22 protein-coding genes are annotated in these 24862 nt (G+C 47.0%); 14 read left to right on the forward strand and 8 right to left on the reverse strand.

The genetic code is table 11. The features are described 5' to 3' along the window. The first annotated feature begins 20 nt into the window (after nt 1-20). Nucleotides 21-1274, forward strand: coding sequence for an ABC transporter permease (locus HYN48_RS05670; protein ID WP_108370196.1), 1254 nt, complete (start codon nt 21-23; stop codon nt 1272-1274). Between the two features lie 172 nt (nt 1275-1446). Here the strand turns inward: HYN48_RS05670 and HYN48_RS05675 are convergent, their stop codons facing one another. The 4 genes from HYN48_RS05675 to HYN48_RS05690 form a co-directional block, all read right to left on the reverse strand. Next, nucleotides 1447-3951: a sodium-translocating pyrophosphatase gene (locus HYN48_RS05675; RefSeq protein ID WP_108370197.1), complete on the reverse strand. Its 2505-nt coding sequence runs from the start codon at nt 3949-3951 to the stop codon at nt 1447-1449. Between the two features lie 186 nt (nt 3952-4137). Continuing rightward, nucleotides 4138-4740, reverse strand: a complete 603-nt coding sequence (locus HYN48_RS05680) for a DNA-3-methyladenine glycosylase family protein (RefSeq protein ID WP_108370198.1) — start codon at nt 4738-4740, stop codon at nt 4138-4140. Next, a complete protein-coding gene (locus tag HYN48_RS05685; protein WP_108370199.1) occupies nt 4740-7220 on the reverse strand; it encodes a DUF5686 and carboxypeptidase-like regulatory domain-containing protein in 2481 nt (826 codons plus the stop codon). Before HYN48_RS05685 ends, HYN48_RS05680 begins: the two co-directional genes overlap by 1 nt. 247 nt (nt 7221-7467) lie before the next feature. Further along, the gene (locus HYN48_RS05690; RefSeq protein WP_108370200.1) at nt 7468-8448 is read right to left on the reverse strand and encodes a pyruvate dehydrogenase complex E1 component subunit beta; all 981 of its coding nucleotides are present in this window, start codon (nt 8446-8448) and stop codon (nt 7468-7470) included. A gap of 253 nt (nt 8449-8701) precedes the next feature. Between HYN48_RS05690 and HYN48_RS05695 the strand changes: the two genes are divergently transcribed. The 4 genes from HYN48_RS05695 to HYN48_RS05710 all read left to right on the forward strand — a co-directional run bounded on the left by HYN48_RS05695 (nt 8702) and on the right by HYN48_RS05710 (nt 12219). Beyond that, nucleotides 8702-9448, forward strand: coding sequence for an electron transfer flavoprotein subunit beta/FixA family protein (locus HYN48_RS05695; protein WP_108370201.1), 747 nt, complete (start codon nt 8702-8704; stop codon nt 9446-9448). A gap of 98 nt (nt 9449-9546) precedes the next feature. After that, on the forward strand, nt 9547-10515 hold the full coding sequence (locus HYN48_RS05700) for an electron transfer flavoprotein subunit alpha/FixB family protein (RefSeq protein ID WP_108370202.1): 969 nt from the start codon (nt 9547-9549) through the stop codon (nt 10513-10515). Between the two features lie 213 nt (nt 10516-10728). Further along, entirely contained in the window at nt 10729-11352 is a 624-nt protein-coding gene (locus tag HYN48_RS05705) for a bifunctional nuclease family protein (protein WP_108370203.1), read from the forward strand. A gap of 42 nt (nt 11353-11394) precedes the next feature. Then, nucleotides 11395-12219: a thymidylate synthase gene (locus HYN48_RS05710; RefSeq protein ID WP_108370204.1), complete on the forward strand. Its 825-nt coding sequence runs from the start codon at nt 11395-11397 to the stop codon at nt 12217-12219. 53 nt (nt 12220-12272) lie between these two features. On the opposite strand, the gene HYN48_RS05715 is transcribed toward HYN48_RS05710, so the two are convergent. Next, nucleotides 12273-12569, reverse strand: a complete 297-nt coding sequence (locus tag HYN48_RS05715) for an isoamylase early set domain-containing protein (RefSeq protein ID WP_108370205.1) — start codon at nt 12567-12569, stop codon at nt 12273-12275. 237 nt (nt 12570-12806) lie between these two features. Between HYN48_RS05715 and HYN48_RS05720 the strand changes: the two genes are divergently transcribed. The 4 genes from HYN48_RS05720 to porT are packed head-to-tail and all read left to right on the forward strand — an operon-like array spanning nt 12807 to nt 15115. After that, nucleotides 12807-13139, forward strand: a complete 333-nt coding sequence (locus HYN48_RS05720) for a 2TM domain-containing protein (protein ID WP_245945993.1) — start codon at nt 12807-12809, stop codon at nt 13137-13139. Nucleotides 13140-13148: 9 nt separating this feature from the next. Next, nucleotides 13149-13631, forward strand: coding sequence for a dihydrofolate reductase (locus HYN48_RS05725; protein WP_108370206.1), 483 nt, complete (start codon nt 13149-13151; stop codon nt 13629-13631). 46 nt (nt 13632-13677) lie between these two features. Next, on the forward strand, nt 13678-14409 hold the full coding sequence (ubiE, locus tag HYN48_RS05730) for a bifunctional demethylmenaquinone methyltransferase/2-methoxy-6-polyprenyl-1,4-benzoquinol methylase UbiE (RefSeq protein WP_108370207.1): 732 nt from the start codon (nt 13678-13680) through the stop codon (nt 14407-14409). A gap of 1 nt (nt 14410) precedes the next feature. Beyond that, nucleotides 14411-15115, forward strand: coding sequence for a type IX secretion/gliding motility protein PorT/SprT (porT, locus tag HYN48_RS05735; RefSeq protein ID WP_108370208.1), 705 nt, complete (start codon nt 14411-14413; stop codon nt 15113-15115). 28 nt (nt 15116-15143) lie between these two features. Here porT and HYN48_RS05740 read toward each other — a convergent pair whose 3' ends face one another. Beyond that, complete coding sequence (locus HYN48_RS05740) at nt 15144-15869, reverse strand: TrmH family RNA methyltransferase (protein ID WP_108370209.1); 726 nt, start codon at nt 15867-15869, stop codon at nt 15144-15146. A 7-nt stretch (nt 15870-15876) separates the two neighbouring features. On the opposite strand from HYN48_RS05740, the gene tamL reads away from it, so the two are divergent. The 4 genes from tamL to HYN48_RS05760 all read left to right on the forward strand — a co-directional run bounded on the left by tamL (nt 15877) and on the right by HYN48_RS05760 (nt 22443). Next, nucleotides 15877-18480 carry a translocation and assembly module lipoprotein TamL gene (gene tamL / locus HYN48_RS05745; RefSeq protein ID WP_108373413.1) on the forward strand — a complete coding sequence of 868 codons (2604 nt, stop codon included), beginning with the start codon at nt 15877-15879 and terminating at the stop codon, nt 18478-18480. Between the two features lie 48 nt (nt 18481-18528). Continuing rightward, complete coding sequence (fbaA, locus tag HYN48_RS05750) at nt 18529-19596, forward strand: class II fructose-bisphosphate aldolase (RefSeq protein ID WP_108370210.1); 1068 nt, start codon at nt 18529-18531, stop codon at nt 19594-19596. Between the two features lie 91 nt (nt 19597-19687). Beyond that, a complete protein-coding gene (gene accD / locus HYN48_RS05755; protein ID WP_108370211.1) occupies nt 19688-20542 on the forward strand; it encodes an acetyl-CoA carboxylase, carboxyltransferase subunit beta in 855 nt (284 codons plus the stop codon). A 308-nt stretch (nt 20543-20850) separates the two neighbouring features. Continuing rightward, entirely contained in the window at nt 20851-22443 is a 1593-nt protein-coding gene (locus HYN48_RS05760) for a beta-N-acetylhexosaminidase (protein WP_108370212.1), read from the forward strand. On the opposite strand, the gene HYN48_RS05765 is transcribed toward HYN48_RS05760, so the two are convergent. Then, complete coding sequence (locus HYN48_RS05765; RefSeq protein WP_108370213.1) at nt 22440-23054, reverse strand: deoxynucleoside kinase; 615 nt, start codon at nt 23052-23054, stop codon at nt 22440-22442. The two genes, HYN48_RS05760 and HYN48_RS05765, sit on opposite strands and share 4 nt — an antisense overlap. Next, nucleotides 23054-23842, reverse strand: a complete 789-nt coding sequence (locus HYN48_RS05770; protein WP_146171730.1) for a hypothetical protein — start codon at nt 23840-23842, stop codon at nt 23054-23056. The genes HYN48_RS05765 and HYN48_RS05770 overlap by 1 nt, the downstream gene beginning before the upstream one ends. Nucleotides 23843-23957: 115 nt before the next feature. Here HYN48_RS05770 and HYN48_RS05775 point away from each other — a divergent pair, with 115 nt between their 5' ends. Then, on the forward strand, nt 23958-24860 hold the full coding sequence (locus tag HYN48_RS05775; protein WP_181248538.1) for a GLPGLI family protein: 903 nt from the start codon (nt 23958-23960) through the stop codon (nt 24858-24860). The last annotated feature ends 2 nt before the right edge of the window (nt 24861-24862 follow it).

A 24862-nucleotide genomic window follows, 5' to 3' on the forward strand; every position in this document is an offset into this window, starting at 1 on the left:
AGGACTTCAAATAACATCCGATGATTGTTTATTTACGCCTGCTCAGTGAGAGTTTCAGTTTTGCGATGAATGCATTGCGCAATAACAAGCTCCGTACTTTCCTTTCGCTGCTGGGCGTGACAATCGGTATTTTTTCGATTATCGCGGTACTTGCAGCCGTAGATTCACTGGACCGGAAGATTACCAAGGATTTAAGCAGCCTGGATAAGAACACGATTTACCTGTTCAACGATTCGTTTGCGCCCACCGATGTACCGCAGTGGAAACGCAACCAGTTCCCGAACATGACCTATGAGGAATACGTGTACCTGAAAGGCGCGATGGGGCAGCTGGACCAGATGGCATACCAGATTTTCACAAAACCCGAGACGCTTAAATACGAATCCAAAACCATGTCCGGCATCAACATTGTGCCCGTGTCATACGAGTTCATCGACATACAGGGGCTCGAGTTCCAGAGCGGCCGTTTCTACACCGAGGCTGAGTCGACATCAGGTGCGCGCGTGGTGGTGATCGGTGATGAGGTCGCGCAGACATTTTTCGGGAATGCTGACCCCATTGGGAAAGGCATCCGGATGTACGGTCAGCGATTCACGGTCATCGGGGTGTTGAAAAAACAGGGTTCCGGCGAAAGCATGGGTCCAAGCAACGACATATCGGCATTTATACCGGTGAATTTTTTACGCCGGATTTATAGTGAAAACAACCGTATGCTCACGAACGTCGTAGTGATCAAGCCCGTAAAAGGCGTCGACATGGATGCTTTTAAAGCCGAACTGGCACAGAAACTGCGCAATTTCCGCGGAATGAAAGCGGGTGATGAGGACAATTTCTTTATTAATGTCTTTTCAGGCCTGACGAATTTCATCGACAACATCATCAGGCAGATGAATATCGCGGGCTGGATCATCAGTATCTTTTCGCTGCTGGTCGGCGGTTTCGGGGTAGCGAACATCATGTTTGTTTCGGTCAAGGAGCGCACCAATCTCATTGGTATCCAGAAATCCTTGGGGGCGAAAAACAAATTTATCCTGTTCCAGTTCTTATTCGAAGCCGTAATCCTGTGTGTCATTGGCGGTATCATCGGGATGTGCCTCGTATTTGTGGTCATGCTCATACTGACCAGGGTGCTGGATTTTGAGTTTGTGCTCGGACTTGGAAATGTGATGCTCGGTACCAGCCTCGCAGTGGGGATCGGATTGATTTCGGGTTTGTTGCCGGCCATCTCGGCATCGCGCCTGGATCCCGTCGAGGCAATCAGGAGCGGGATGTAACCCAGTTACCGCCAGTCACTGAAAGCCATTGCGGCAGTTAAAGGTCGCCTAGTTTCGGGCCCGCCCAACTTGCTTTGGAAACTCCCAAACGTTGCGATGCGCAACATGGCTCTATACGGCTGAAATAAAAAATGCTCCCTTTTGAGGAGCATTTTTATCATACAATATTCGTTTATTCATTGGCTTTCCTGAATTCGGCGATCTGTGCGTCGACCTCTTCCATAGTGCCCTTAAATTCTTTTTTCTCCTCAACCGGAGCACCGCCATCGGTAACAGTCGTTACGCTTACCGTTGCTTTCACGACGCCATCGGTTGCGTTTTTGTCGACTGAAATCTGTTTTTTCACATCATGCTTGATTTCAGTGGTTGCCGCAGCAGCTGCCATGTGTTCGCAGTTTGGATTCGTACAGCCTTTGGCAATACATTCTTCTTTAGACATTGACAAGCATTTGCCTGAAGACGCTTCGCAACACGATGCGGCTTTTGCCGTTGCTGTATGGCTTCCGGCACCCAGGATTGGGGCAATCACCAAACCGATAAGACAGGTTAGTTTGATCAGGATGTTCATCGAAGGACCAGAAGTATCTTTAAAAGGATCGCCGACAGTGTCTCCGGTAACGGCCGCTTTGTGCGCATCAGAACCTTTGTAAGTCATCTCTCCGTTGATCATGACACCCGCTTCGAAAGATTTCTTAGCGTTATCCCATGCACCACCCGCATTGTTTTGGAATACAGCCCAAAGTACACCTGAAACGGTGACACCGGCCATATAACCACCCAGCATTTCAGCAATCAGTTGGTTGTTCTCAGGGTACACCAGTTTACCGATCAATACGATGGCAATCGGGAAACCAATAGTCAGGATACCAGGCAGCATCATTTCGCGAAGTGCCGCTTTGGTAGAAATCTCAACACATTTGCCGTATTCCGGTTTTCCGGTTCCGGCCATGATACCAGGGATTTCCTTGAATTGGCGACGTACTTCATACACCATGTCCATCGCAGCTTTTCCAACAGAATTCATTGCCAGGGCAGAGAATACCACAGGAATCATACCTCCCACGAAAAGCATTGCCAATACCGGCGCTTTAAAGATGTTGATGCCATCAATGCCGGTGAAAGTTACGTAAGCGGCAAACAGTGCCAAAGAAGTCAATGCCGCCGAAGCGATGGCAAAACCTTTACCTGTCGCTGCAGTTGTATTTCCAACCGAATCCAGAATGTCTGTTCTGGTACGTACTTCTTTCGGCAATTCACTCATTTCAGCGATACCACCCGCGTTATCCGAGATTGGTCCGAAAGCGTCGATAGCCAACTGCATCGCAGTAGTCGCCATCATCGCAGAAGCAGCCAAAGCCACACCATAGAAACCTGCCAAAGCATATGATCCCCAGATTGCACCTGCAAATAAAAGTACCGTTGGAAAAGTGGAAATCATCCCCGTTGCCAAACCGGCAATTACGTTGGTTCCGGCACCGGTTGATGATTTTTGTACAATAGCCAAAACCGGTTTTGTACCCAGTCCTGTGTAATATTCAGTTACGGAAGAGATCGTGCCTCCGACAATCAGTCCTACAATAGTCGCGTAAAATACCCTCATCGAGGAAACATCCTGAAGCCCTTCGCCGAAGAAAGTCATTTTCATCGTTTCAGGCAGCATATATTTAACCAGGAAGAAACAGGAAACTGCTGTCAAAATGATGGAAACCCAGTTTCCGACGTTCAAAGCACCCTGTACCTGTTTTTCTTTTGCGTCATTGCTGCTGATTTTTACGAGCATCGTTCCGACGATAGAGAAAAGGATTCCGAAACCTGCGATTGCCATAGGCAGCAAGATCGGGCCTATTCCACCGAATGCATCGGTAATGCTTCCGCCCATGTCCTTAATTACATAGTTTCCAAGCACCATCGCAGCCAAAACTGTCGCGACATACGAACCGAACAAATCGGCACCCATACCCGCAACGTCACCTACGTTATCACCTACGTTATCTGCAATTGTTGCAGGGTTACGCGGATCATCCTCAGGGATTCCGGCTTCTACTTTTCCGACAAGGTCAGCGCCTACGTCAGCCGCTTTGGTATAGATACCACCGCCCACACGCGCAAACAACGCGATGGATTCAGCTCCTAAAGAGAAGCCCGCCAGCGTTTCCAAAACCACGGTCATGCCCTCTGTATCAGTCCAGACACCACCCATAAAAAGGTGGTAGAATATGATGAAGAACCCGGTCAGTCCCAAAACAGCAAGTCCTGCAACGCCAAGACCCATAACCGTTCCGCCGCCGAAAGATACTTTCAATGCCTGTGGAAGGCTTGTACGGGCAGCCTGTGTGGTCCTTACATTGGTTTTGGTCGCGATTTTCATACCCATATTCCCGGCCAGGGCAGAGAAAATGGCACCGAAAATGAATGCAATAACGATTAGCAAGTGTGTTTTTACACCGTCAATGAAAGTGATTCCGGCCAGAGCGGCACTTGCAATCACCACGAAAACGGCAAGGAGTCGGTATTCAGCTTTCAGGAAAGCGAGTGCGCCTTCATAAATGTATTCTGAAATTTCTTTCATTTTACCATCTCCGGCGTCCTGTTTCAAAACCCAGGCCCTTTTGGCCCACATAAACAGTAAACCAATAACTGCCATTACTATTGGCAAATAGATCATCATTGAATCCATAAATAAAAATTTTGTTCTTAATTTAATCGCCTGCAAAAGTAACAAAACATTAACAAAAAACAAGTGGTCGGGGAAGATTGTTTCGGGCGGGAGTTCACTCGCGACGCCATCGAGCGCATTTCCGTGCTTTTGACGGAATCTGCAATGCCCGCCTTAGGCATTTTCGGGCGTTACGGAATTTCGGTTTTAATATCCTGATACGCGGTTTCGCTTCCGCAGATAGTGATGCCACAGCAAGAAAGTGGCGGCCGACCTGTACGGGCTCCAGCTGCTGCTCAGGATTTCCATTTCAGCTTTTGTATGTGTGCCATGTAGTTCTTTGATCGTATTGACAATGGCTATGTCCCCAAGCGGGATGACATCAGCTGCGCCCAGGCAGAACAGTAAATACACATCGATGGTCCAGTTTCCGATGCCTTTAAGACGGATGAGCTCTGCACGAATGTCATCAGCGGGTTTGAAAGGCAGGCTGTCTAAATCAATTTCTTTATTTAAAACCGCTAACGACAGTCCTTTGATGTAATTCGTTTTTTGTCGGCTTACCCCAGCTTCGCGATATGTTTCGTCAGGAAGTTCAGCGAGGAATTTTGGTTCAAAAGTATCGACTTTGGCTCTAAGTTTTCCAAAAACAGCACGCGCAGAATCAATAGAAACCTGCTGCTCTAAAATCAACAACGAGAGCGTCTCAAATCCTGGCGGACGTTTTGGGATTTCGGGAAGGCCGTAGGTGTCGATGATATTGGCAAAGACAGCATCTGTCTCCCTAAGAAAATCAAACCCTTCCTGCATCAGAAGTAAAATCCGAAAGACCCTTTTACCCCAAAATTGTTCGTATTGGGTCCGATGTAACTGCCGCGCCACGCAAATTCAATCCGGAATACCTTAAAAATATTCCCGATACCGGCATTGTATTCCCAATAGAAATCCTCGGGCGCCTGATAGGTCAGCCCTGAAGGGATGTTGACCAGGCGATTCTTGTCGCTGATGGTTCCGTAAACCCCTTTGAATCCGATGGTTTCGCGCCAGTTCAGTTTCCTTAAGAACGGAATCCTCGAGAAAATCCTGCCCCCAAAGTTGTGCTGCAGCTGTATCGTCGCGTACGTATCGGCTTCAAATTCATAAAAATCCAGAAGGTTGAATGTGTTTTCTATCGAAAAGTAGGTCTGGTTTCCCGGCACGATGCTCATCAATCCGAGCGGGATGTAGCTGTAGGTCTTACCGAGTTCAGTAATAACGTCCAGCCTTCCCAAACCGCCAATATTCATCGGCTGCTTGTAGTACAATTGAAACCTTTCATAGTCGAAATCGCTGTTCAGGACGCCTTTGAGTCCCTGGCTGTAATTGAGGAAAACGCGTGGGAAAGGACTGTCAACCGTATGCCTTTCCACACCATAACCTGAAGTTTTCCTGCGTGGCGTATAATCAATCTGAAGGTTCAGTTCTGATTGGGTGATGTCAGATTTGATGTGCTGTTGTGTCAGATCCGTATAGTAAGCCAGGCTGAAAGTGGGCGATGCTGACGCCAAAGTACGGTATGAAAATCCAGCCTGGAACGTCAGGTTCTTCACGGGTTCTATTTCCAAAGCGACGGAACTGAGGTTTATGTTCGTCAGCTTGCCATTGCTACCGCTTGTAAACAAAGCCGACGAGGCAAAACTGCGCCCTAAAATATCGTTGGTGGTGGTTAAACTCGCGCCGATCTGCTCGATGTCCCGTCGGTTTCCGCCCGATAAGATCAGCCTGTTCTTGCGATTCAGCAGCCACATGCCGGTCAGTCCGTACTTAAATTTGTCATCCTTGAAGCCGTAGGCCACATATCCCTGGATGCGCCACGGGTCATTCTGTCCGAAATAGGTCCGTCCGCCGGTGCGTATCCTTAAACCCTCTACTTCATTGTATCCGAAGGTGGAAAAAATCGGGCCATAATCGAAATGTCCTTTTTGGATATAGCCGCTTCCGATGATTTCGACGAGGCTGTACAGTTGCCGGAATTTTTTGTTTGTCTTGAGCGTATCCAGCATTTTGTATACGCCCACTTCATCCTTGTTCAGGTTTTCGAAGCGATTTTCCTCCCAGAATTCATCGGGCTTGGTATACACCGACTCGTCAAATTGGTTGACGTCTTCCTTGTAAAAATTGTCCGGTTTTTCAATATCAAACTGGTGGTTACGGTATAATGTCGTGCGCTTTCCATAGACACCGCGTGATTTCTCCTTCTTGTTGAGCGCAAAATCAGTCATCATGTAGTCGCGCTTGAGCAGGAAAACCGAATCGTTCAGCACGTCAAATTGCTGCGCGATGTAAATTTCCTTGACCCAGTTGATGTTCGCGCTTTTGGTCACGGCCATATTGATGTCCTTGATGGCCCAGGTCGTGTCGTTCACCCAAAAATCCCCCTTGAAGGTCAGTTCATTTTTACGCCGCGGATAATACACTATATTATAGCACCATTTTTTATCGATGAAGGCGCTGTCAGCCAGTACATAATTGTAAACGTCGATACCTGTCCTCGAAAGCGGACTCGTGAAGGCCTTGTCAAAAAACTTCAGGTAATTGTCATAGATGTCGTAATCGGCATACAAATCCTTGATGAATGAAATGAGCTGCTGGTTGTTGCTGAAGCCGGAGTTCTTGTTGGCCTTCAGTATTTCCTTGACCTTATTTTTGACATTGTCGCCGTAAACGTCCGAAAGTGCTTCGTTAATGAAAATCGGCAGGTAGGTTTTTCCGGTCACATCAGAAGTGTCGACGGAATTAAAGATAAACTCCATGCCTTTAAAAATGCGGCTTTTCATGAAGGCACTGTCGATGGTGTTCATGTCAAATTCTACCTTCTCGTACTTTTCCATCTGGTATTGCTTGAACATGCGGAGTCCGTTCTTGCGTTTCCGCGCCCAGATTTTCCTTAGGATATCAATTGCGGGATTGTTCTTCTTCGAAGTTTTCCCAGAATAAATCTTGACTTCCTCAAGCTGCCTCCCTGATTTCAGGACGACTTTCATGTTGTAGGTCACGGCTTTATCCAGCGTGATTTTGACGGTGTCGTATCCAACAAATGAAATCTGCAGCGAGGTACGGGTTTCATTGGATTCCAGATAAAAGCGTCCGTCTTCGTTGGTGATGATGCCTTCGGAAGTACCCGGAAAACCAACATTGGCATAAGGCACAGGTTTGTTGTCTTCGTCAAGCACGATGCCGCTGACTTTGGTCTGCGCGAGTGATAAAACCGTAAAAAGCAGGAATATAATGGAAAGGAAATTCTTTTTCATGGGCATAAAAAACGTCACCGTGTTTGCGACGGAGGGTCAAATATAGTTAATTAGATAATTGGGTTATTGGAAATTTAAAAAATTAGCAATTGCACACCACAGCCAAAGTGCGTATTTCCCTGCCGTGGAAATCAAGTTCCATGTTGCTGATTATGGAATGATTGCCGAAAAAAAAACCTCCCAACAAAGGAGGTCTTTCATTTTATATTTGTGTGGATAAAAGCTGTTTTCCAAATGGCTAAAGTGATTACTTCTTGTACATCACCTTTTTCACCGCTTTCACTACATCATCGGCATTCGGAAGCCACTCTTTGAGCAGCGTCGGGGAGTACGGTGCCGGCGCATCGGCGGTAGTGATCCTCTGGATGGGCGCATCAAGGTAATCAAACGCCCTTTCCTGCACGATGTAAGTGATTTCAGAAGCGACACTTGCAAAAGGCCACGCTTCTTCGAGGACCACCAGTCGGTTGGTTTTCCTGACCGATTTTAAGATGGTTTCATGATCCATCGGACGCACAGTGCGCAAATCGATGATTTCGCACGAAATGCCGTCTTTCTCTAGGGTTTCGGCAGCAGCAAATGCTTCCTTGATGATTTTCCCGAACGACACAATGGTGACGTCTTTTCCTTCGCGCTTCACCTCTGCCACGCCCAACGGAATGGTGTATTCGCCTTCCGGCACTTCGCCCTTATCGCCATACATTTGTTCCGATTCCATGAAAATCACCGGATCGTTGTCACGGATGGCCGATTTTAGAAGTCCTTTTGCATCATATGGTGTCGATGGGACTACGACTTTCAATCCCGGGGTATTGGCGAACCAGTTTTCAAAAGCCTGCGAATGCGTGGCACCCAACTGTCCTGCAGAAGCTGTAGGCCCGCGGAATACCATAGGCATGGGGAATTGTCCTGCTGACATCTGGCGCATTTTTGCGGCATTGTTGATGATCTGGTCGATACCGACCAGTGAAAAGTTGAAAGTCATATACTCTACAATCGGACGGCAGCCGTTCATCGCAGATCCTACCGCAATCCCGGCAAAACCAAGCTCGGCGATCGGCGTGTCAATGACGCGTTTGGGCCCGAATTCGTCGAGCATGCCTTTTGACGCCTTGTACGCTCCGTTGTATTCCGCAACTTCTTCGCCCATCAGGTAAACCGACTCGTCACGGCGCATTTCTTCGCTCATCGCTTCGGCAATGGCCTCTCTGAATTGTATCGTTTTCATGTGTTATGGATTGTTTTCTTCTGTTAAATGAAACGCAAAAATAAAAATTTTTTATCCGCTCAAGGCATTATTTGGGCTTTAATTCTGTTGGAGCCAATTCCGTTGTCGCCTGTATCTTGCCGTTGATAAACAACCGCGACTTAAAACGTCGTACGAAATCGTTATAATGCTGTAATCTATTATGCGCGCATAGTTTATTTTATAAAATAAATTAGTATTTTCGCGGTTCGAAATATTCAATAAATCTTATAAAATGAAAATATTAGTTTGCATCAGCCATGTGCCTGATACTACTTCGAAAATCAATTTCACGAACGGAGATGCTGAATTTGACACGAACGGGGTGCAGTTTGTCATCAATCCCAATGATGAGTTCGGGTTGACGCGTGCCATCTGGTTCCAGGAACAGCAGGGTGCGAATGTGACCGTAGTGAATGTGGGCGGTGCTGATACTGAGCCGACTTTAAGGAAAGCGCTGGCCATCGGTGCGAATGAAGCAATCCGGGTGAACGCCAATCCAACCGATGGTTTTTATGTAGCGACACAGTTGGCCGAAGTAATCAAAAACGGCGGATATGACTTAGTGATCGCAGGAAAAGAGTCTTTGGATTACAATGGCGGGATGGTTCCGGGAATGATTGCCGGACTGCTGGGCTACAATTTCCTGAATTCCTGCATCGGGATTACCGTTGACGGCAACACCGTGAAAGCGTCACGCGAGATTGACGGTGGAAAAGAAACCGTTTCGACTTCCTTACCTTTAATTATAGGAGGGCAAAAAGGTCTCGTGGAAGAGAAAGACCTGCGCATCCCGAACATGCGTGGCATCATGACCGCACGCACCAAAGCGTTGACCATCCTCGAGCCCGTGGCGGCCCCTAGCGAGACAAAAGCAGTGAAGTTTGAAAAACCGGCGCCGAAATCTGCGGTGAAAATGTATACCGTCGATCAATTGGATGAGCTGGTAAACGCCCTGCACAACGAGGCAAAAGTTATTTAAGCCGAAAGGAAAGTGTGGCAAGTCAAAACCGACTTCATCACGTTAAGGCTTCAGAACGAACATAAAATGTAAAAATTCATCATTTAAAATAACAAAAGATGTCAATATTAATATACGCGGAATCCAGCGAGGGTAAATTCAAGAAAGTAGCTTTTGAGCTGGCGTCATACGCGAAAAAAGTAGCCGGGGATTTGGGTACCACCGTCACGGCAGTCACCGTAAACGCAGGAGATGTATCGGAATTATCGAAATACGGCGTCGACAAAGTCCTCAAAGTAAATAACGCTGCATTGTCCGCGTTCAATGCAAAGGCTTACGCCGACGTCGTGAAGCAGGCAGCAGACAAAGAAAATGTAAAACTCGTGCTGTTGTCATCAACCACTGACAGTTTATATATGGCGCCCCTGGTGGCGGTAGCCTTAAAAGCGGGTTATGCGTCGAATGTGGTTGGCTTGCCGGTATCCACTTCGCCATTCCAGGTGAAAAGGAACGCTTTCTCGAACAAGGCTTTCAACATCACAGAAATCTCGACAGACGTCAAGGTGCTGGGACTTGCGAAAAACTCCTATGGCATATACGAAAATGCGTCGTCTTTGGCAGAAGAGGATTTCAATCCGACATTAAATGATGCCGATTTCAGCATCAAGGTCGAATCAGCCGAGAAGTCATCAGGAAAAGTAACCATCGCCGATGCCGAAATCGTGGTTTCAGGAGGGCGTGGACTTAAAGGACCTGAAAACTGGGGTATGCTGGAGGACATGGCATCCGTCCTGGGCGCTGCAACAGCTTGCTCAAAACCGGTGTCGGATTTGGGCTGGAGGCCACACAGTGAGCACGTGGGTCAGACCGGAAAGCCGGTTGCGACGAACCTCTATATTGCAGTGGGGATTTCGGGCGCGATCCAGCATATAGCGGGGATCAATTCTTCCAAAGTGAAGCTCGTCATCAACAGCGATGCCGATGCACCGTTTTTTAAGGTAGCCGATTACGGTGTGGTGGGTGACGCGTTCGAAATAGTACCAAAGCTTACTGAAAAGCTGAAGGCGTTCAAGGCACAGCATTCGTAAGCAAAAACATATCCATTTAGGCTGTCTGTTCTGGCAGCCTTTTTTGTTTGGATGCACAACAAACGGGCGTTTGTTTCCACAAAATACTGACCTTTTGTACTTTACATCGGGCAAGCGGCAGTGGTGTGCATTCCGTGCCACCGGGAAAAACTATTTTCCGACAATACCTTTATTTTTTTTAAATTATATCATATAGATTGTATTTTTGCAGTTATGAGCTTAGTAAAATTAACCATAAAGGGCATTTCATACAGCCAGACACAAAACGGCGCGTATGCGTTGATCCTGAATGAGGTGGACGGCGACAGGAAATTGCCGATTGTAATTGGTGCATTTGAGGCACAATCTATTGCCATCGCGCTTGAAAAGGAGATTAAGCCGCCGCGTCCGCTGACCCATGACCTGTTCCGCAATTTTGCCGATCGTTTTGACATCGTGGTCAAACAGGTTATTATCCACAAGCTCGTCGACGGCGTTTTTTATTCAAGCATCATCTGCGAAAGGGATAAGATTGAGGAGATTATCGATGCACGTACTTCGGATGCGATCGCATTGGCATTGCGTTTCAATGCGCCGATATTTACCTATAAGAACATCCTTGACAAGGCTGGGATTTACCTTAAGGTGAATCCGCTTGAGAATGAAAAGACGTCCCATGACATGGACGATGTACTCACGACCCCGGAAACTTTTGGGCTTGGCGAAACCCAGCAATCAGGGCAGTATACCAAGCACAGCCTTTCTGAACTGCATGACATGCTTGACGGTGCAGTGCGCGATGAGGACTATGAGAAGGCGGCCAAAATACGCGACGAAATCTCGAAGCGGGAGAGTTAAGCGCCAAACGGGCATTGTCGGACTAACAAATTAAACAGAAACATGAAGCAGTATTTGGATTTGGTGAAGCACGTCATGGATAACGGCACGCAAAAAGGCGACCGTACCGGAACCGGGACAAAAAGCGTTTTCGGGTATCAGATGCGCTTTGACCTTGAAGAGGGTTTTCCGATGGTAACGACGAAGAAACTCCATTTGAAGTCAATCATATACGAGCTGCTGTGGTTTTTGAAAGGCGAAACCAACATTGCTTACCTCAATGAAAATGGCGTGAAGATCTGGGATGAATGGGCTGACGAAGACGGTAACCTCGGACCGGTTTACGGACACCAATGGCGCAATTGGAACAGTGAAGAAATCGATCAGATTTCTGAGTTGATCGACACGCTCAAAACCAACCCAAACAGCCGCCGTATGTTGATTTCGGCCTGGAATCCTTCGGTGCTGCCGGATACTTCAAAGTCTTTTGCCGAAAATGTAGCCAATGGAAAAGTGGCTCTACCGCCCTGTCATGCATTTTTTCAGTTTTATGTAGCTGATGGAAAGCTTTCGTGTCAATTATATCAGAGGAGTGCGGATATCTTTTTAGGTGTTCCTTTTAATATCGCTTCCTACGCTCTTTTAACGATGATGATTGCGCAGGTTTGCGATTTGAAACCGGGTGATTTCATCCACACTTTTGGTGATGCACATATTTATAACAATCATATCGAACAGCTCGAATTGCAGTTAAGCCGCGAACCAAGACCCTTGCCAACAATGAAACTGAATCCGGAAGTGAAAAACATCTTCGATTTTACTTTTGAGGATTTTACATTGGAAAATTACGATCCGCATCCACACATTAAAGGTGCGGTGGCAGTATAACGGCATAAAAAAATCCGCTCTGAGGCGGATTTAGTTTTTTTCAAATCTGTTGATTACAAAGCCAACACGCTGTTTTCAGCATTGGCGAAGTCATTCCACTGAAAAGAATCGGCTTCAGTCTCGTTGATGAACGTGCCATCAACAAGGTAACGGAATTCGTAAGACGCGTCTTTCCCTAAATCGAAAGTACCTTTGAACGTACCGTTTTTCATCTTGCTTAACCCACCTTCAGCAGGATTCCAATTGTTGAAATCACCGATTACTGCAGCGGTATTTGCTTCCTTAGCTTCGACTGAAAAAGTAACTTTTACAACCGGTTTTGTTTTTATAACTTGTTTCTTGATTCCCATAACTTATTCTATTTTAGAATTATAGCGCAAAGAAAATGAATTCAGATCAAAGCGCAATAGCAGTCCTGACGATTTGTCGCATTGGCAAAAAGTATGTTATAAATACGGTATATTCTTAATTTTTAGCAGTTTAAATTTCATATGTTAAAAACGAAAGCCTTTGCACGGTAAATTATTGTCAGCCTCCGATTGTTACTTTTCAAAAATAATTTTACCTTTAAATGCCAAATAACCCCGATGATGGACAAGGAAACACACGAACAGTACGAATATGCGCGCAACCGCTTACGCCAGAAAAAGTACCTTTTCTATCATTTTGTGTTGTTCCTGATTGGCAGCCTGTTTATGTTTGTTGCCAATGAATTGCTGAAATACGGCGAGCCTGAAGCGTGGGACATTTGGGCATCAACGGTCTGGTTTTTCATCATCATCCTGCATTTCATCAAGGTCTATGTTATCGACCGCTTCATGAACAAGCAGTGGGAGCGGGAACAGATCGACCGCCTGATGGCAAAACAGCAAAACCGCCTGCGCCAGCTTGAAGCCAAAATCGATTCCGAAAAAAATTAAGAAACTCACATGGTTATAATGATTGCCGCTGCCGCAGAAAACGATGCGCTCGGAAAAGACAACGACTTATTGTGGCACCTGCCCGACGATTTCAAAAGGTTCAAACAACACACTTCAGGGCACCACATCATCATGGGACGCAAAACTTTTGAAAGCTTCCCGAAACCGCTGCCTGACCGCGTCCATATTGTCATTACGAAGCAGAAGGAGTATCGTCCGGAGGGCTGTATCGTTGTGGGCAGTATGGAAGAGGCACTGTCCAGGGTTCCGGCCAACGAAGACGCATATATTATTGGAGGCGGACAGATTTATGAATTGGGCATGGCCTTTGCCGACAAACTCGATATTACACGTGTACACGCACGTTTTGAAGCCGATGCGTTTTTTCCGCAGATCAATCCGCATTTATGGAAAATGACCGCCAATGAGTTCCATCCGAAAGATGACAGACATTCCTACGATTTCAGTTTTCAGGCTTTCGTCAGAAAATAAAGCCGGTTTTCCCCAAATCTCACTTATCTTTGCAAAAAAATAATTCGTGCCGGAACATATCACACCGTATAAAGATTCGCAATTGGGCAAAAAAGCCCAGGTCACACAAATGTTTGATACCATATCAGGCAGTTATGACGGACTGAATCGGGTCATCTCATTTGGAATTGACATCAAATGGCGCAAAAAAGTGCTCAATATGGTTGCCGCAACCCGTCCGGATACCATCCTCGACATTGCTACCGGCACCGGCGACCTTGCAATCTTAATGGCTGCAACGACTGCCAGGCAGATTATCGGGCTTGACATTTCAGCAGGCATGCTCGAGGTCGGGAAGATGAAGATTGCCGACAGGAAACTTTCCGATAAGATCCAGATGGTGATTGGCGATTCGGAGAAAATGGATTTTGCAGACAATACGTTCGATGCCATTACCGTCGCTTTTGGCGTCCGTAATTTCGAAAACCTTGAGAAAGGCCTGGCCGAAATCCTTCGTGTGCTCAAGCCGGGCGGCCTCTTCGTGATTCTTGAGACCTCGCAGCCCCAAAAGTCGCCATACAAGCAATTTTACCGTTTTTACTCTAAAAACATATTGCCGCTGATCGGCAGGATGTTCTCAAAAGACAATGCCGCGTACAAATATTTATCCGATTCCGCTTCGGTTTTTCCTTATGGCGAGGCGCTGAACAATATTTTACGGAAAACGGGGTTTATAGAAGTCCAGTCGCTTCCGCAGACATTCGGCGTGGCTACGATTTATTCAGCATCGAAAAAATAATATGAAAAAGGTTTTTTTCTCCATAATGGTATTTGTCGGCACGGTGGCCCAGGCGCAGTTTGGGAGCCTTTTCGCAAAGAACCCAATCATCAACCTGGAGAATTTTGACAAGCAACGCGTGCATTGGGGATATTTTCTCGGATTCAATTCCTACGATTTCAAATTTGATTATAAGACCACACCGGACGTGGATGTCCTGGTCGAATCTTCTATCGGTTTTAATGTGGGACTGGTCGGAAACCTTCGTTTCAATGACTATTTCGACCTTCGTTTTGAACCCGGACTGTATTTCAACCAACGAAACCTGACCTTCCCGGGTTTTACGAACACCTTCGACGGGTTGCGCGAAGTCAAATCGACGTACATCCACTTTCCGCTTTTACTGAAGATATCTTCAGTACGGACCGGGAATATCAAACCCTATGTCGTTGGGGGCGTCGGCAGCGCGCTGAACCTTTCAAGCAATGCCACCGCCAAGGATGACAACGCCAACAACCGTTTCAGGATGATCAAATGGACAAACTTTTATGAAGTGGGCGTGGGGATTGATATTTACTTCGAATACTTTAAGTTCTCGCCATCCATACGTGGCGTGTTCAGCTTAAACGATGAGCTGGTGCGCGACAACGACCCGAACAGCCCGTGGACATCCAACATCGAGAAGATGACGACCAGGGCGGTATTTGTGAATTTCACTTTTCACTAAGCGCTACGCCGCAGGCAAGACGTGCCTGTTACTTTCTCCTGAATTCGCTGAGTATGATTGCTGTGGCCGTGGCTACGTTCAGGCTTTCGGTTTGCTGCAGTTTCCCGAACCGCGGTATCGCGATCCGTTTTGTAGCGTACTTTTCAACCGCTTTGGAAATGCCATTGGCCTCGTTGCCCATGATGATAATGCCTTCGGCTGGCAGTTGGGTTGTGTAGATGTTTTCGCCGTCCATGAAGGTCCCGAAAACCGGCATTTTGGTGTTCACCAGAAAATCTTCGAGATTGACATAACTCACGTTCACGCGCGCAATCGAACCCATCGTCGACTGCACAACTTTCGGGTTGTAAAGGTCTGCCGTTTCCTGCGAGCAGGCGATCTGCCCGACACCAAACCAGTCGCAGAGCCGGATGATGGTCCCGAGGTTTCCCGGATCGCGGATGTCGTCCAGTGCGACAATGAGGCCCGACTGCGTAATTTCTGCGGAAGCGGGAATCCTGAAAACCGCCAGCGCATTGTTCGCCGTTGTGAGCGCGCTCATTTTTCTAAGGTCCGTTTCCCCTACCATCGTTTTTTTTGAAAGCGCGATTTCAGCAAAGAGATTCTCAGTGGTGTACAGGTGTTCCAGTTCAAAATGGGATGCCAGCAGTTCGCCGATCACCTTGACGCCTTCGGCTATAAACAAGCCGTGGGCGGTGCGGAACTTTTTTTGGTGCAGCGACGAGATTAACTTTATTTGGTTTTTACTAACCATGGAAAAAATGTACTTTTGGATAAATTTCTGCGACCACTTGAGACACGCATTTGCAAAAATAGCTTTAATTATTATACTCGGGATGATTTATTCCGGATGTGATGCCGTCAAAAGGGTGCCCAAGGGTAAAAGCCTGCTGATTGACAACAACATCACCGTCAACGGCGAAAAATACAAATCGGGCGTGGTGAATGACCTGCTGTACCAAAAGCCCAACAGTTCGATACTGGGATACCGGTTTCGCCTGAACCTATACAACCTGGCCAAGAAAAATCCCGATTCCTCCTACAAGGCGAAATTTTTAAACCACCCGAAGAAATACGCGCGGCAGGTGAAGCTGCTTTCAGCCAAGCAGGTGGCGCGTAAGGGACAGTCTTTCTGGTATTTCGGTGTACATAATTTCCTCAAGAAGATCGGTGAGGCGCCCGTGATCATTGACGAAACCAAGATCAAGAAATCCATCGCGCGGGTGAAGGCCTATTATTTCAACAACGGCTACTATGATGCGGAAGGCACCTACACGATCGATACCCTTGCAGGCAAAAAAGGTAAGGTGAATTATGCGTTCACGAAAGGCAAAGTGTCAAAGCTTGATTCGATCCGGACAAAAATACAGACACCGGCACTGGATTCACTTTACCAAACGACCAAGCAATTGTCGCAGCTCAGGAAAGGCGATGAATTCAAGACCGAAAATTTTGATGCCGAGCGCAACCGGCTCAACACCTATTTCAGGAACAACGGTGCGTTTTATTTCCAGCAGGGCAACATCACGTTTAACCTGGATACGATCAAGTCGACCAGCAAGACCAATGTGGAAATGGTGATCAGTGACCAGAGCGTGCGTGCCGGCGATTCGAGCTATACCAAACCATTCAGGTTGTATAAGATCAGCAAGGTGAACATCATCACCGACAATGCCAACGACGTGGACAAAACCAGGATTGCAGACAGCGTCACCTACAATAATTTTAACCTCTACAGTTACAAAAAACTCAAATACCGTCCAAAGGCGATTACCGATGCCGTGTTTATTGCGCCGGGGACGCTGTATTCCGATTTTCGGACAAACCTTACCGTGCGGTACCTGGGCAACCTGAAAATTTTTAATTACCCGCTGGTGCAGTACAAGGTCGATGAAAACGATGACAACGCGCTCGTGGCGACAATCATCCTGACTCCCCGACCGAAATACAGTTTCGGGGCGTCGCTCGATTTTACGCATTCAAACATCCAGGATTTCGGGATTGCGGCCACCACCTCGCTGACGATCCGGAACGTCTTTAACCGGGCTGAAACGCTTGAAATTGCCGCCAGGGGCAATATCGGTTCTTCCAAAGACCTGGCAAATCCGGACAACACCTTTTTCAATATTTCCGAATACGGACTGGATGCCAAACTGAATTTTCCACGCGTACTGCTTCCGTTCAATACAGAGCATATCATCCCGAAAAAAATGATTCCTTCCACTTCGCTGAATTTTGGATTTGCCAAGCAACGCAACATCGGGCTTGACAAGGAAAATTTCACGGGATCGATGACCTACAACTGGACACCGAAGCGGAACCACAGCGCGCGTTTTGATCTGTTCAACATCCAGTATGTCAATAACCTGAACATCGGCAACTATTTTGAAGTGTACCGCTCATCATTTACCGCACTGAATGACCTGGCCAAAACATACAATGCCAACCCGGCGTATTTCAGGGACAATACGGTCGATCCGGACAAACGCGAACTTTCGATTCCGGAGGGGACAACAGGTTTTACCGATGATGTGATTAAGAACGGCTTCGGGCCGCAGCAGGGTTCGGATGATTTCAGGACGATAAAGAGCATCGAAGAGCGACGCAAAAGGCTGACCGAAAACAACCTGATCCTCGCAACGAGCTACAGTTTTTCGAAAACAACCAAAAGTTCGCTGACCGACAATGATTTTTACATTTTCAGGACCAAGTTAGAATCGGCCGGGAACGTACTATCGCTTTTCGCCACCGCCACCAAAACCATTGACAATGGGATTTCGAAGAAGCGTGTTTTCGGTATTGAATATTCCCAGTACTTCAAAACAGAGCTTGAGTACATCAGGCATTGGGATTTCAATCGGGAAAAAGTGCTGGCGATACGCGGTTTTTTTGGTATTGCGATTCCGTATGGCAATTCGACGAGCGTACCATTTTCAAGGAGTTATTTCGCGGGTGGATCCAATGACATCCGGGCGTGGCAGCCCTACAGTCTGGGCCCGGGCCGAAGCGGTGCGATCAACGACTTTAACGAGGCCAACCTCAAGCTGACGACGAGCGCGGAAATGCGTTTCAAGATTTTCAACAGTTTCAAAGGTGCCGTATTTGTTGATGCCGGGAACATCTGGAATGTCTTCGACGACGGGCCCTATGAAGCCGAAGGCGGAAACTTCGAAGGCATCAGGTCGCTGAAGGATGTGGCCGTAGGTTCAGGATTCGGACTGCGGTATGACCTGAGCTTTTTCGTGGTCCGCGTCGACATGGGATTCAAGACATACAACCCCGCGGATACGTCGGGTAAAAAATGGTTCCGCGAGTACAACTTTGGGAACTCGGTTCTAAATATTGGCATTAATTATCCGTTCTAAAATAAGAATTGTTATTTTTGTAAACTTAACTTTAAACAGACACAAACTATGGGCCACAATATAAAACCGGGGGTTGCGACAGGCGATCAGGTACAGGAAATTTTCAGGTATGCCAAAGAGAAAGGCTTTGCCCTTCCGGCAGTCAATGTGACCGGGTCCAGTACCATCAACGGTGTCCTGGAGACCGCTGCAAAGCTGAAAGCGCCCGTGATCATCCAGTTTTCTAATGGTGGTGCCCAATTCAATGCAGGCAAGGGGCTTTCAAACGCCGCTGAGCAATCGGCGATTTTAGGCGCGATTGCCGGAGCGAAACACATCCATACTTTGGCAGAAGCATATGGCGCGACGGTCATTTTGCATACAGACCATTGTGCAAAAAAACTGCTCCCATGGGTTGACGGCCTGATTGAAGCCAGCGAAAAACACTTTGCCGAAACAGGCAAGCCGCTTTACAGTTCGCACATGCTTGACCTGTCTGAGGAGCCGATGCATGAAAATATCGAAATCTGTAAGCAATATCTCGAGAGGATGAGCAAAATGGGGATGACCCTTGAAATCGAGCTTGGTATTACCGGTGGAGAGGAAGATGGAGTCGACAATTCTGGTGTCGACCATTCCGAGCTGTATTCGACGCCCGAAGACGTGGATTACGCGTATTCAGAACTGCTGAAGGTTAGTCCGCGTTTCACCATTGCCGCAGCTTTCGGTAATGTACACGGCGTTTACAAGCCAGGCAATGTGAAGCTTACGCCAACCATCTTAAGGGATTCGCAGGAGTATATCCAAAAGAAGCACAATACCGGAAAAAATCCGGTTGATTTCGTATTCCACGGCGGTTCCGGATCGACGGTGGAAGAAATCAGGGAAGCAATCAGTTATGGCGTGATCAAGATGAATATTGATACCGACCTGCAGTTTGCTTTTACAGAGGGCATACGCGATTACATGACCGGAAAAATCGATTACCTGAAAACACAGATAGGCAATCCAGAAGGATCGGACGCCCCCAACAAGAAACATTACGACCCGAGGAAATGGGTGCGCGAAGGTGAAGTGACTTTCAACGCGAGGCTGGAACAGGCTTTTGCCGATTTGAACAACGTAAATACTTTGTAGAACTGAATTAAGTTTGTTCGTTTGTAGTTTATCGTTTCTTACCTTAGAAACCCACCGCAGGCAACAAAATCATAGACAAATAGACTTAAATATGGCTTGGTTTAAAAGAACAGAAAAAGGAATTACAACCGCTACGGAAGATAAAAAGGATGTGCCTAAGGGACTCTGGTACAAATCACCCACCGGTAAGATCATCGACGCCGATGAATTGGCACGAAACCTTTACGTATCACCCGAGGACGGTTTCCACGTTAGGATCGGCAGTAAGGAATATTTTGAGATCATCTTCGACAATAACGAATTTAAGGAGCTCGATGCCAAAATGACGTCGAAAGACCCCTTGCATTTCGTGGATACCAAGAAGTATTCCGATCGTCTTAAAGATGCCATGGACAAGACCAAGCTGAAGGACGCAGTACGTACCGGAGTTGGAAAATCGAAAGGGCGCGACCTCGTTGTGTGCTGCATGGATTTCGCGTTCATTGGCGGTTCTATGGGTGCCGTTGTCGGGGAGAAAATCGCACGCGGTATTGACTACTCGATTAAAAATAAAGTCCCGTTCGTAATGATTTCCAAATCTGGTGGAGCCAGGATGATGGAGGCGGCCTATTCGCTGATGCAGCTCGCCAAGACTTCGGCAAAGCTGGCGCAACTGGCGGACGCTAAAATTCCATACATTTCACTTTGCACCGATCCTACGACGGGAGGCACAACCGCGTCCTACGCCATGTTGGGCGATGTCAACATTTCCGAGCCGGGTGCTTTGATCGGGTTTGCCGGGCCACGTGTGGTAAAAGATACAACGGGCAAAGAATTGCCTGAAGGTTTCCAGACCGCCGAGTTCGTCCTCGAGCATGGTTTCCTGGATTTTATCACACCCCGTAAAGAATTGAAAAACAAGATCAATCTCTTCCTCGATTTGATTCTCAATCAAAATATAAGATAAAACCTACAGTTTTACCGAAAACTGCCTTAAAAATACCCACTAGTGGGTATTTTTTTTATCGTATACCTTCGTCATCTTTGTACTGTTCAAACCACTATAATGGCTGTGACCGCGTCACCTCCCGTGTAGTTTATTTTTTTGGGGACGATTAGATAAACTACGTGCAACTGGTTGAGATGGCCGGTTATGGGTCCTGCACTTTTCTTGAGCTTAGGGGGCTTTAGATTTGGAAAATTATCCCGATTCATTTCATTCGTGATGAAATAATCGGGATATGTTTTTTTACCTTAGTGCCAAATCTTAAGATCATGCTCAAAAAGATATTCTTCGTTTGTTTATTGGTACAGCAAATGGCTGCCCAGTCCGTATTGCCGCTGATTCCGTTACCCGAAAAAGTCACTCCTGGGAACGGAAATTTTACGCTCGACAGCAAGACGGTGATCGTTGCCGAAAGCGGGTCTTTCGAAGCAAAATTCCTACGGGATTATGTTGAAAGCACGTTTGGACTCAGATTAAAGATCACATCTGTCCCGGCTGCAAAAGGCGTACATGTCATTGCATTCCAGCTTCAGATTCCCGATACCACGGCTTTCGACAGCGAACAATATGTCCTCGATATTTCGGCGGAGCGGATCAATATTGCTGCTGCGGCAAGCCAGGGACAGTTTTATGCGGTACAAACCGTAATCCAGCTGCTCCCAACGGACAAAACAAAATCGGTTAGAATTCCCTGCCTGCGCATCACTGATCGGCCCAAATTCAAATGGCGTGGCATGCACCTCGATGTCAGCAGGCATTTTTTTCCTGTCGATTTTGTCAAACGATACATCGATTACCTTGCTTCATATAAAATGAACACGTTTCACTGGCACCTCACCGACGATCAGGGTTGGCGTATTGAAATTAAAAAATATCCAAAACTGACGCAGGTAGGGGCATGGCGCAACGGCACGATGGTCGGGCATTATAACGAACAACGTTACGATACTATAAAATACGGCGGATTTTACACACAGCAACAAATAAAAGAAGTCGTTGCTTACGCGCGGGAACGGCACATTACGGTCGTCCCTGAAATTGAAATGCCGGGTCATGCACTTGCCGCGCTGTCAGCGTATCCGGAGTTGGCGTGTACCGATGGCCCTTTTGAGGCGGCCAAAGGCTGGGGCGTATTTGAAGACGTGTTTTGCCCTAAAGAAGAGACCTTTACGTTTCTTGAAAATGTGCTATCGGAAGTGATCGAATTGTTTCCGTCCGAATACATTCACATAGGCGGTGATGAGTGTCCAAAAACGCGTTGGAAAAGCTGTGCACACTGTCAGGGACTGATTCGGCAGCTTGGTCTCAGTGACGAACATGAACTGCAGAGTTATTTCATCACAAGGATTGAAAAATACGTAAATGCCAAAGGGCGTAAGATCATAGGCTGGGATGAGATCCTCGAAGGCGGCCTGGCTCCAAACGCCGCCGTGATGAGCTGGCGCGGCACTGAGGGTGGCACCGCTGCAGCTAAATTACACCATAACGTGGTGATGTCGCCGGGTTCTCACTGCTATTTCGACCAATATCAGGCAGATCCGGCAAGCCAAACCCAACCGATTGCTATAGGCGGACTCATTACGCTTGAGAAAGTGTATTCATTTAACCCGATCCCCGAGGCGCTCTCTGAAGCGGAATCGAAATATATATTAGGCGCACAGGCGAATGTCTGGACAGAATATATATTAAATGAAGATCATGTCGAATACATGGTTTTTCCGCGCATTACCGCACTGGCTGAAGTGCTCTGGGGAACAGCCGATCCGGCAAAGTTTAATGATTTTACCAAAAGGCTTTCTTTACACCGAAAGCGGCTCGATACGTGGGGAGTCCATTACTGCAAATTGCCTTTTACGAACTAGAACAAGCCGTTGATTTCAGCATTGATTCGATCCAGAATACTTCCGAGGTCTTCAGGATTGTTTACAAAGTCAATGTTATCGACATCGATAATGAGCAGTTTCCCTTTGTTGTACGTCTGGATCCAGGCCTCGTAACGTTCGTTAAGCCTGCTGAGGTAGTCAATCGAAATCGAATTTTCATAATCGCGGCCGCGTTTGTGAATCTGCCCGACAAGGTTCGGGATCGAGCTTCTTAAATAAATCAGCAAATCGGGCGCTTTGACCAAACTTTCCATCAGCTCAAAAAGCGACGTATAGTTCTGGAAATCACGATTGGTCATCAGGCCCATTGCATGCAGGTTCGGCGCAAAAATATGCGCATCTTCATAAATCGTCCGGTCCTGTATGATCTTTTTACCGCTCTCGCGTATTTGCAGGATCTGGCGGAAACGGCTGTTCAGGAAATAAATCTGGAGGTTGAAAGACCAACGCTCCATCTGGTGGTAAAAATCGTCGAGATACGGATTGTCGACCACGTCCTCATAATGGGGTTCCCATTTAAAATGCTTGGCCAGCAAACGCGTAAGCGTGGTTTTTCCGGCACCGATATTTCCTGCTACTGCTATATGCATTACGGTAAACTGATTTTGTAATTGATTATTTCGGAGCCTGTAAAAATAGATAAAATTTGGTCTTTCAGGAAAAAACTTTGGCTGCTTTTATCAATATTTTCAATAAGGTATTTTTTGCTTTTACCCGCGTCATACAGGTACAGCCTGCCGCCATCAGCATAGACGATCGTTTGCGGGCCTGCAAATGAAAACTGGTCTGATTCCGGGACTTTTCCAAGGTGCTGCACCTTGCCATACACGTCGCAGGTGTACCAATTGCCCTGGTCGTCAATCCATTGAAAAAAGTTGAAGCCGGTGTCGTATGCCCTGATTGTCCCTGCCAGCGGCGGCGCGATAAACACCGCATCGTTTTTCAGGTAATCGAACAGCCCAAGCTGCTGCCTGACGCTGTCATAAATCCAGAAACGGTTTTGTGAGGCCATACCTGCAGCTGACACCACGAGCGGTTCGGCGATGTTTGAAAAACTGATTTTGAGCGTCTCGTTAAGTTGGTTGTCGAGCGTAATAACCGTATTGAAATCTTCGTAAAAAAGCATAATCTTTAACGGATTTTGCAGGTCGATACGCCTGATTTTGCCCAGCGAAAGATTTTTATATTCCAGCGATTGGCCGCTGAAGTCCTTATGAAACACGTTATCGCGGGTGTAGTAAACCGCACCGAGATGGTCATAGCCAGCAACACTTTCGGCTTCTATCGGCGTGTTGGCCAGCCGGAGCGCCACCAACCTGTCCTGTGCGCCGGCAACGCAAAAAAGCAACAATGTCATCCACAAATACAGTCGGTTCATAGTGTGGCAAATTACGAAAAAGTAAATCAATCATAATCTGTTATTTAACAAAAAATTTGTAACGAATCCCCATTGCATTCGCCATATTTGCAGTCATTCGAAAAACCCTCACCCCATGAAAATAGATCAACGGAATCCAGTTTTCGCGTTCATCATGTTCCTTATGTGCAGCCCGATTTTTGCCCAAAAAGATTTCCAGGGCATTGCCGTATACGAGTCCAAGACCAGTACGGCCGACTTTAAATCGCGCATCAGTGGAAACAAGGACATTACACCCGAAATGCAGAAAATGATTGAAGAGCGCATGAAAACGATGTTTGAGAAAACCTTCATCCTCAATTTCGATAAGAATGCCTCTATTTACAAAGAAGAGGAAAAACTTGACGCGCCGGGCCAGAATGGTGGTATGCGCATGATGAATTCGATGATGGGTGGCGGCGGAACGTATTACAAAAATATCAGGGAAAAAACCTATACGGTCGACAAGGAATTTATGGGCAAGGAATTCCTGGTTAAAGATTCCCTGCCACGACTGAACTGGAAGATGGAAAGCGAGACGCGTCAAATCGGCGGTTACAATTGTTACAAGGCTACGGCCGTCATGCCAGTCAGCAAAACCGATTTCAAGAATTACAGGCTAAAGAAAAAAGACGAAAATCAAAACGCAGATGATGCGAAAAAAGCCGAAACCCCTAAAAAAACCAATTTCATGGATGATGTCGAGATTCCTGCCGAAATCCTGATTACCGCCTGGTACGCACCCGAAATCCCGGTGAGCCAGGGTCCTGACAATTACTGGGGATTGCCCGGCCTGATCCTCGAAGTCAATGATGGTAAAACGACTATCCTTTGCTCGAAAATCGTCATCAACCCTAAAGAAAAGGCGGATATAAAGGCACCGAAGAACGGCAAGGAAGTTTCGCAAAAGGAGTATGACGAAACCGTCCTGAAAAAAATGGAAGAATTCAAAGACATGGGTGGGCCGGGCAACCGCATGCAATTCAGGATGCGCGATTGATT

The organism is Flavobacterium magnum (assembly GCF_003055625.1).
Classification (GTDB): Bacteria; Bacteroidota; Bacteroidia; order Flavobacteriales; family Flavobacteriaceae; genus Flavobacterium; species Flavobacterium magnum.

Bases quoted from the DNA above. Each gene is read 5' to 3' on its own strand.
- HYN48_RS05760 (WP_108370212.1), top strand. From the start codon at position 20,851: ATGCTCAAAAAGATATTCTTCGTTTGTTTATTGGTACAGCAAATGGCT.
- HYN48_RS05680 (WP_108370198.1), bottom strand. From the start codon at position 4,740: ATGCAGGAAGGGTTTGATTTTCTTAGGGAGACAGATGCTGTCTTTGCC.
- fbaA (WP_108370210.1), top strand. From the start codon at position 18,529: ATGGGCCACAATATAAAACCGGGGGTTGCGACAGGCGATCAGGTACAG.
- HYN48_RS05705 (WP_108370203.1), top strand. From the start codon at position 10,729: ATGAGCTTAGTAAAATTAACCATAAAGGGCATTTCATACAGCCAGACA.
- HYN48_RS05675 (WP_108370197.1), bottom strand. From the start codon at position 3,951: ATGGATTCAATGATGATCTATTTGCCAATAGTAATGGCAGTTATTGGT.
- HYN48_RS05700 (WP_108370202.1), top strand. From the start codon at position 9,547: ATGTCAATATTAATATACGCGGAATCCAGCGAGGGTAAATTCAAGAAA.
- HYN48_RS05770 (WP_146171730.1), bottom strand. From the start codon at position 23,842: ATGAACCGACTGTATTTGTGGATGACATTGTTGCTTTTTTGCGTTGCC.
- tamL (WP_108373413.1), top strand. From the start codon at position 15,877: ATGTACTTTTGGATAAATTTCTGCGACCACTTGAGACACGCATTTGCA.
- HYN48_RS05690 (WP_108370200.1), bottom strand. From the start codon at position 8,448: ATGAAAACGATACAATTCAGAGAGGCCATTGCCGAAGCGATGAGCGAA.
- HYN48_RS05775 (WP_181248538.1), top strand. From the start codon at position 23,958: ATGAAAATAGATCAACGGAATCCAGTTTTCGCGTTCATCATGTTCCTT.
- HYN48_RS05765 (WP_108370213.1), bottom strand. From the start codon at position 23,054: ATGCATATAGCAGTAGCAGGAAATATCGGTGCCGGAAAAACCACGCTT.
- accD (WP_108370211.1), top strand. From the start codon at position 19,688: ATGGCTTGGTTTAAAAGAACAGAAAAAGGAATTACAACCGCTACGGAA.
- HYN48_RS05670 (WP_108370196.1), top strand. From the start codon at position 21: ATGATTGTTTATTTACGCCTGCTCAGTGAGAGTTTCAGTTTTGCGATG.
- HYN48_RS05685 (WP_108370199.1), bottom strand. From the start codon at position 7,220: ATGAAAAAGAATTTCCTTTCCATTATATTCCTGCTTTTTACGGTTTTA.
- HYN48_RS05695 (WP_108370201.1), top strand. From the start codon at position 8,702: ATGAAAATATTAGTTTGCATCAGCCATGTGCCTGATACTACTTCGAAA.
- HYN48_RS05720 (WP_245945993.1), top strand. From the start codon at position 12,807: ATGATGGACAAGGAAACACACGAACAGTACGAATATGCGCGCAACCGC.
- HYN48_RS05740 (WP_108370209.1), bottom strand. From the start codon at position 15,869: ATGGTTAGTAAAAACCAAATAAAGTTAATCTCGTCGCTGCACCAAAAA.
- HYN48_RS05715 (WP_108370205.1), bottom strand. From the start codon at position 12,569: ATGGGAATCAAGAAACAAGTTATAAAAACAAAACCGGTTGTAAAAGTT.
- porT (WP_108370208.1), top strand. From the start codon at position 14,411: ATGAAAAAGGTTTTTTTCTCCATAATGGTATTTGTCGGCACGGTGGCC.
- HYN48_RS05710 (WP_108370204.1), top strand. From the start codon at position 11,395: ATGAAGCAGTATTTGGATTTGGTGAAGCACGTCATGGATAACGGCACG.
- HYN48_RS05725 (WP_108370206.1), top strand. From the start codon at position 13,149: ATGGTTATAATGATTGCCGCTGCCGCAGAAAACGATGCGCTCGGAAAA.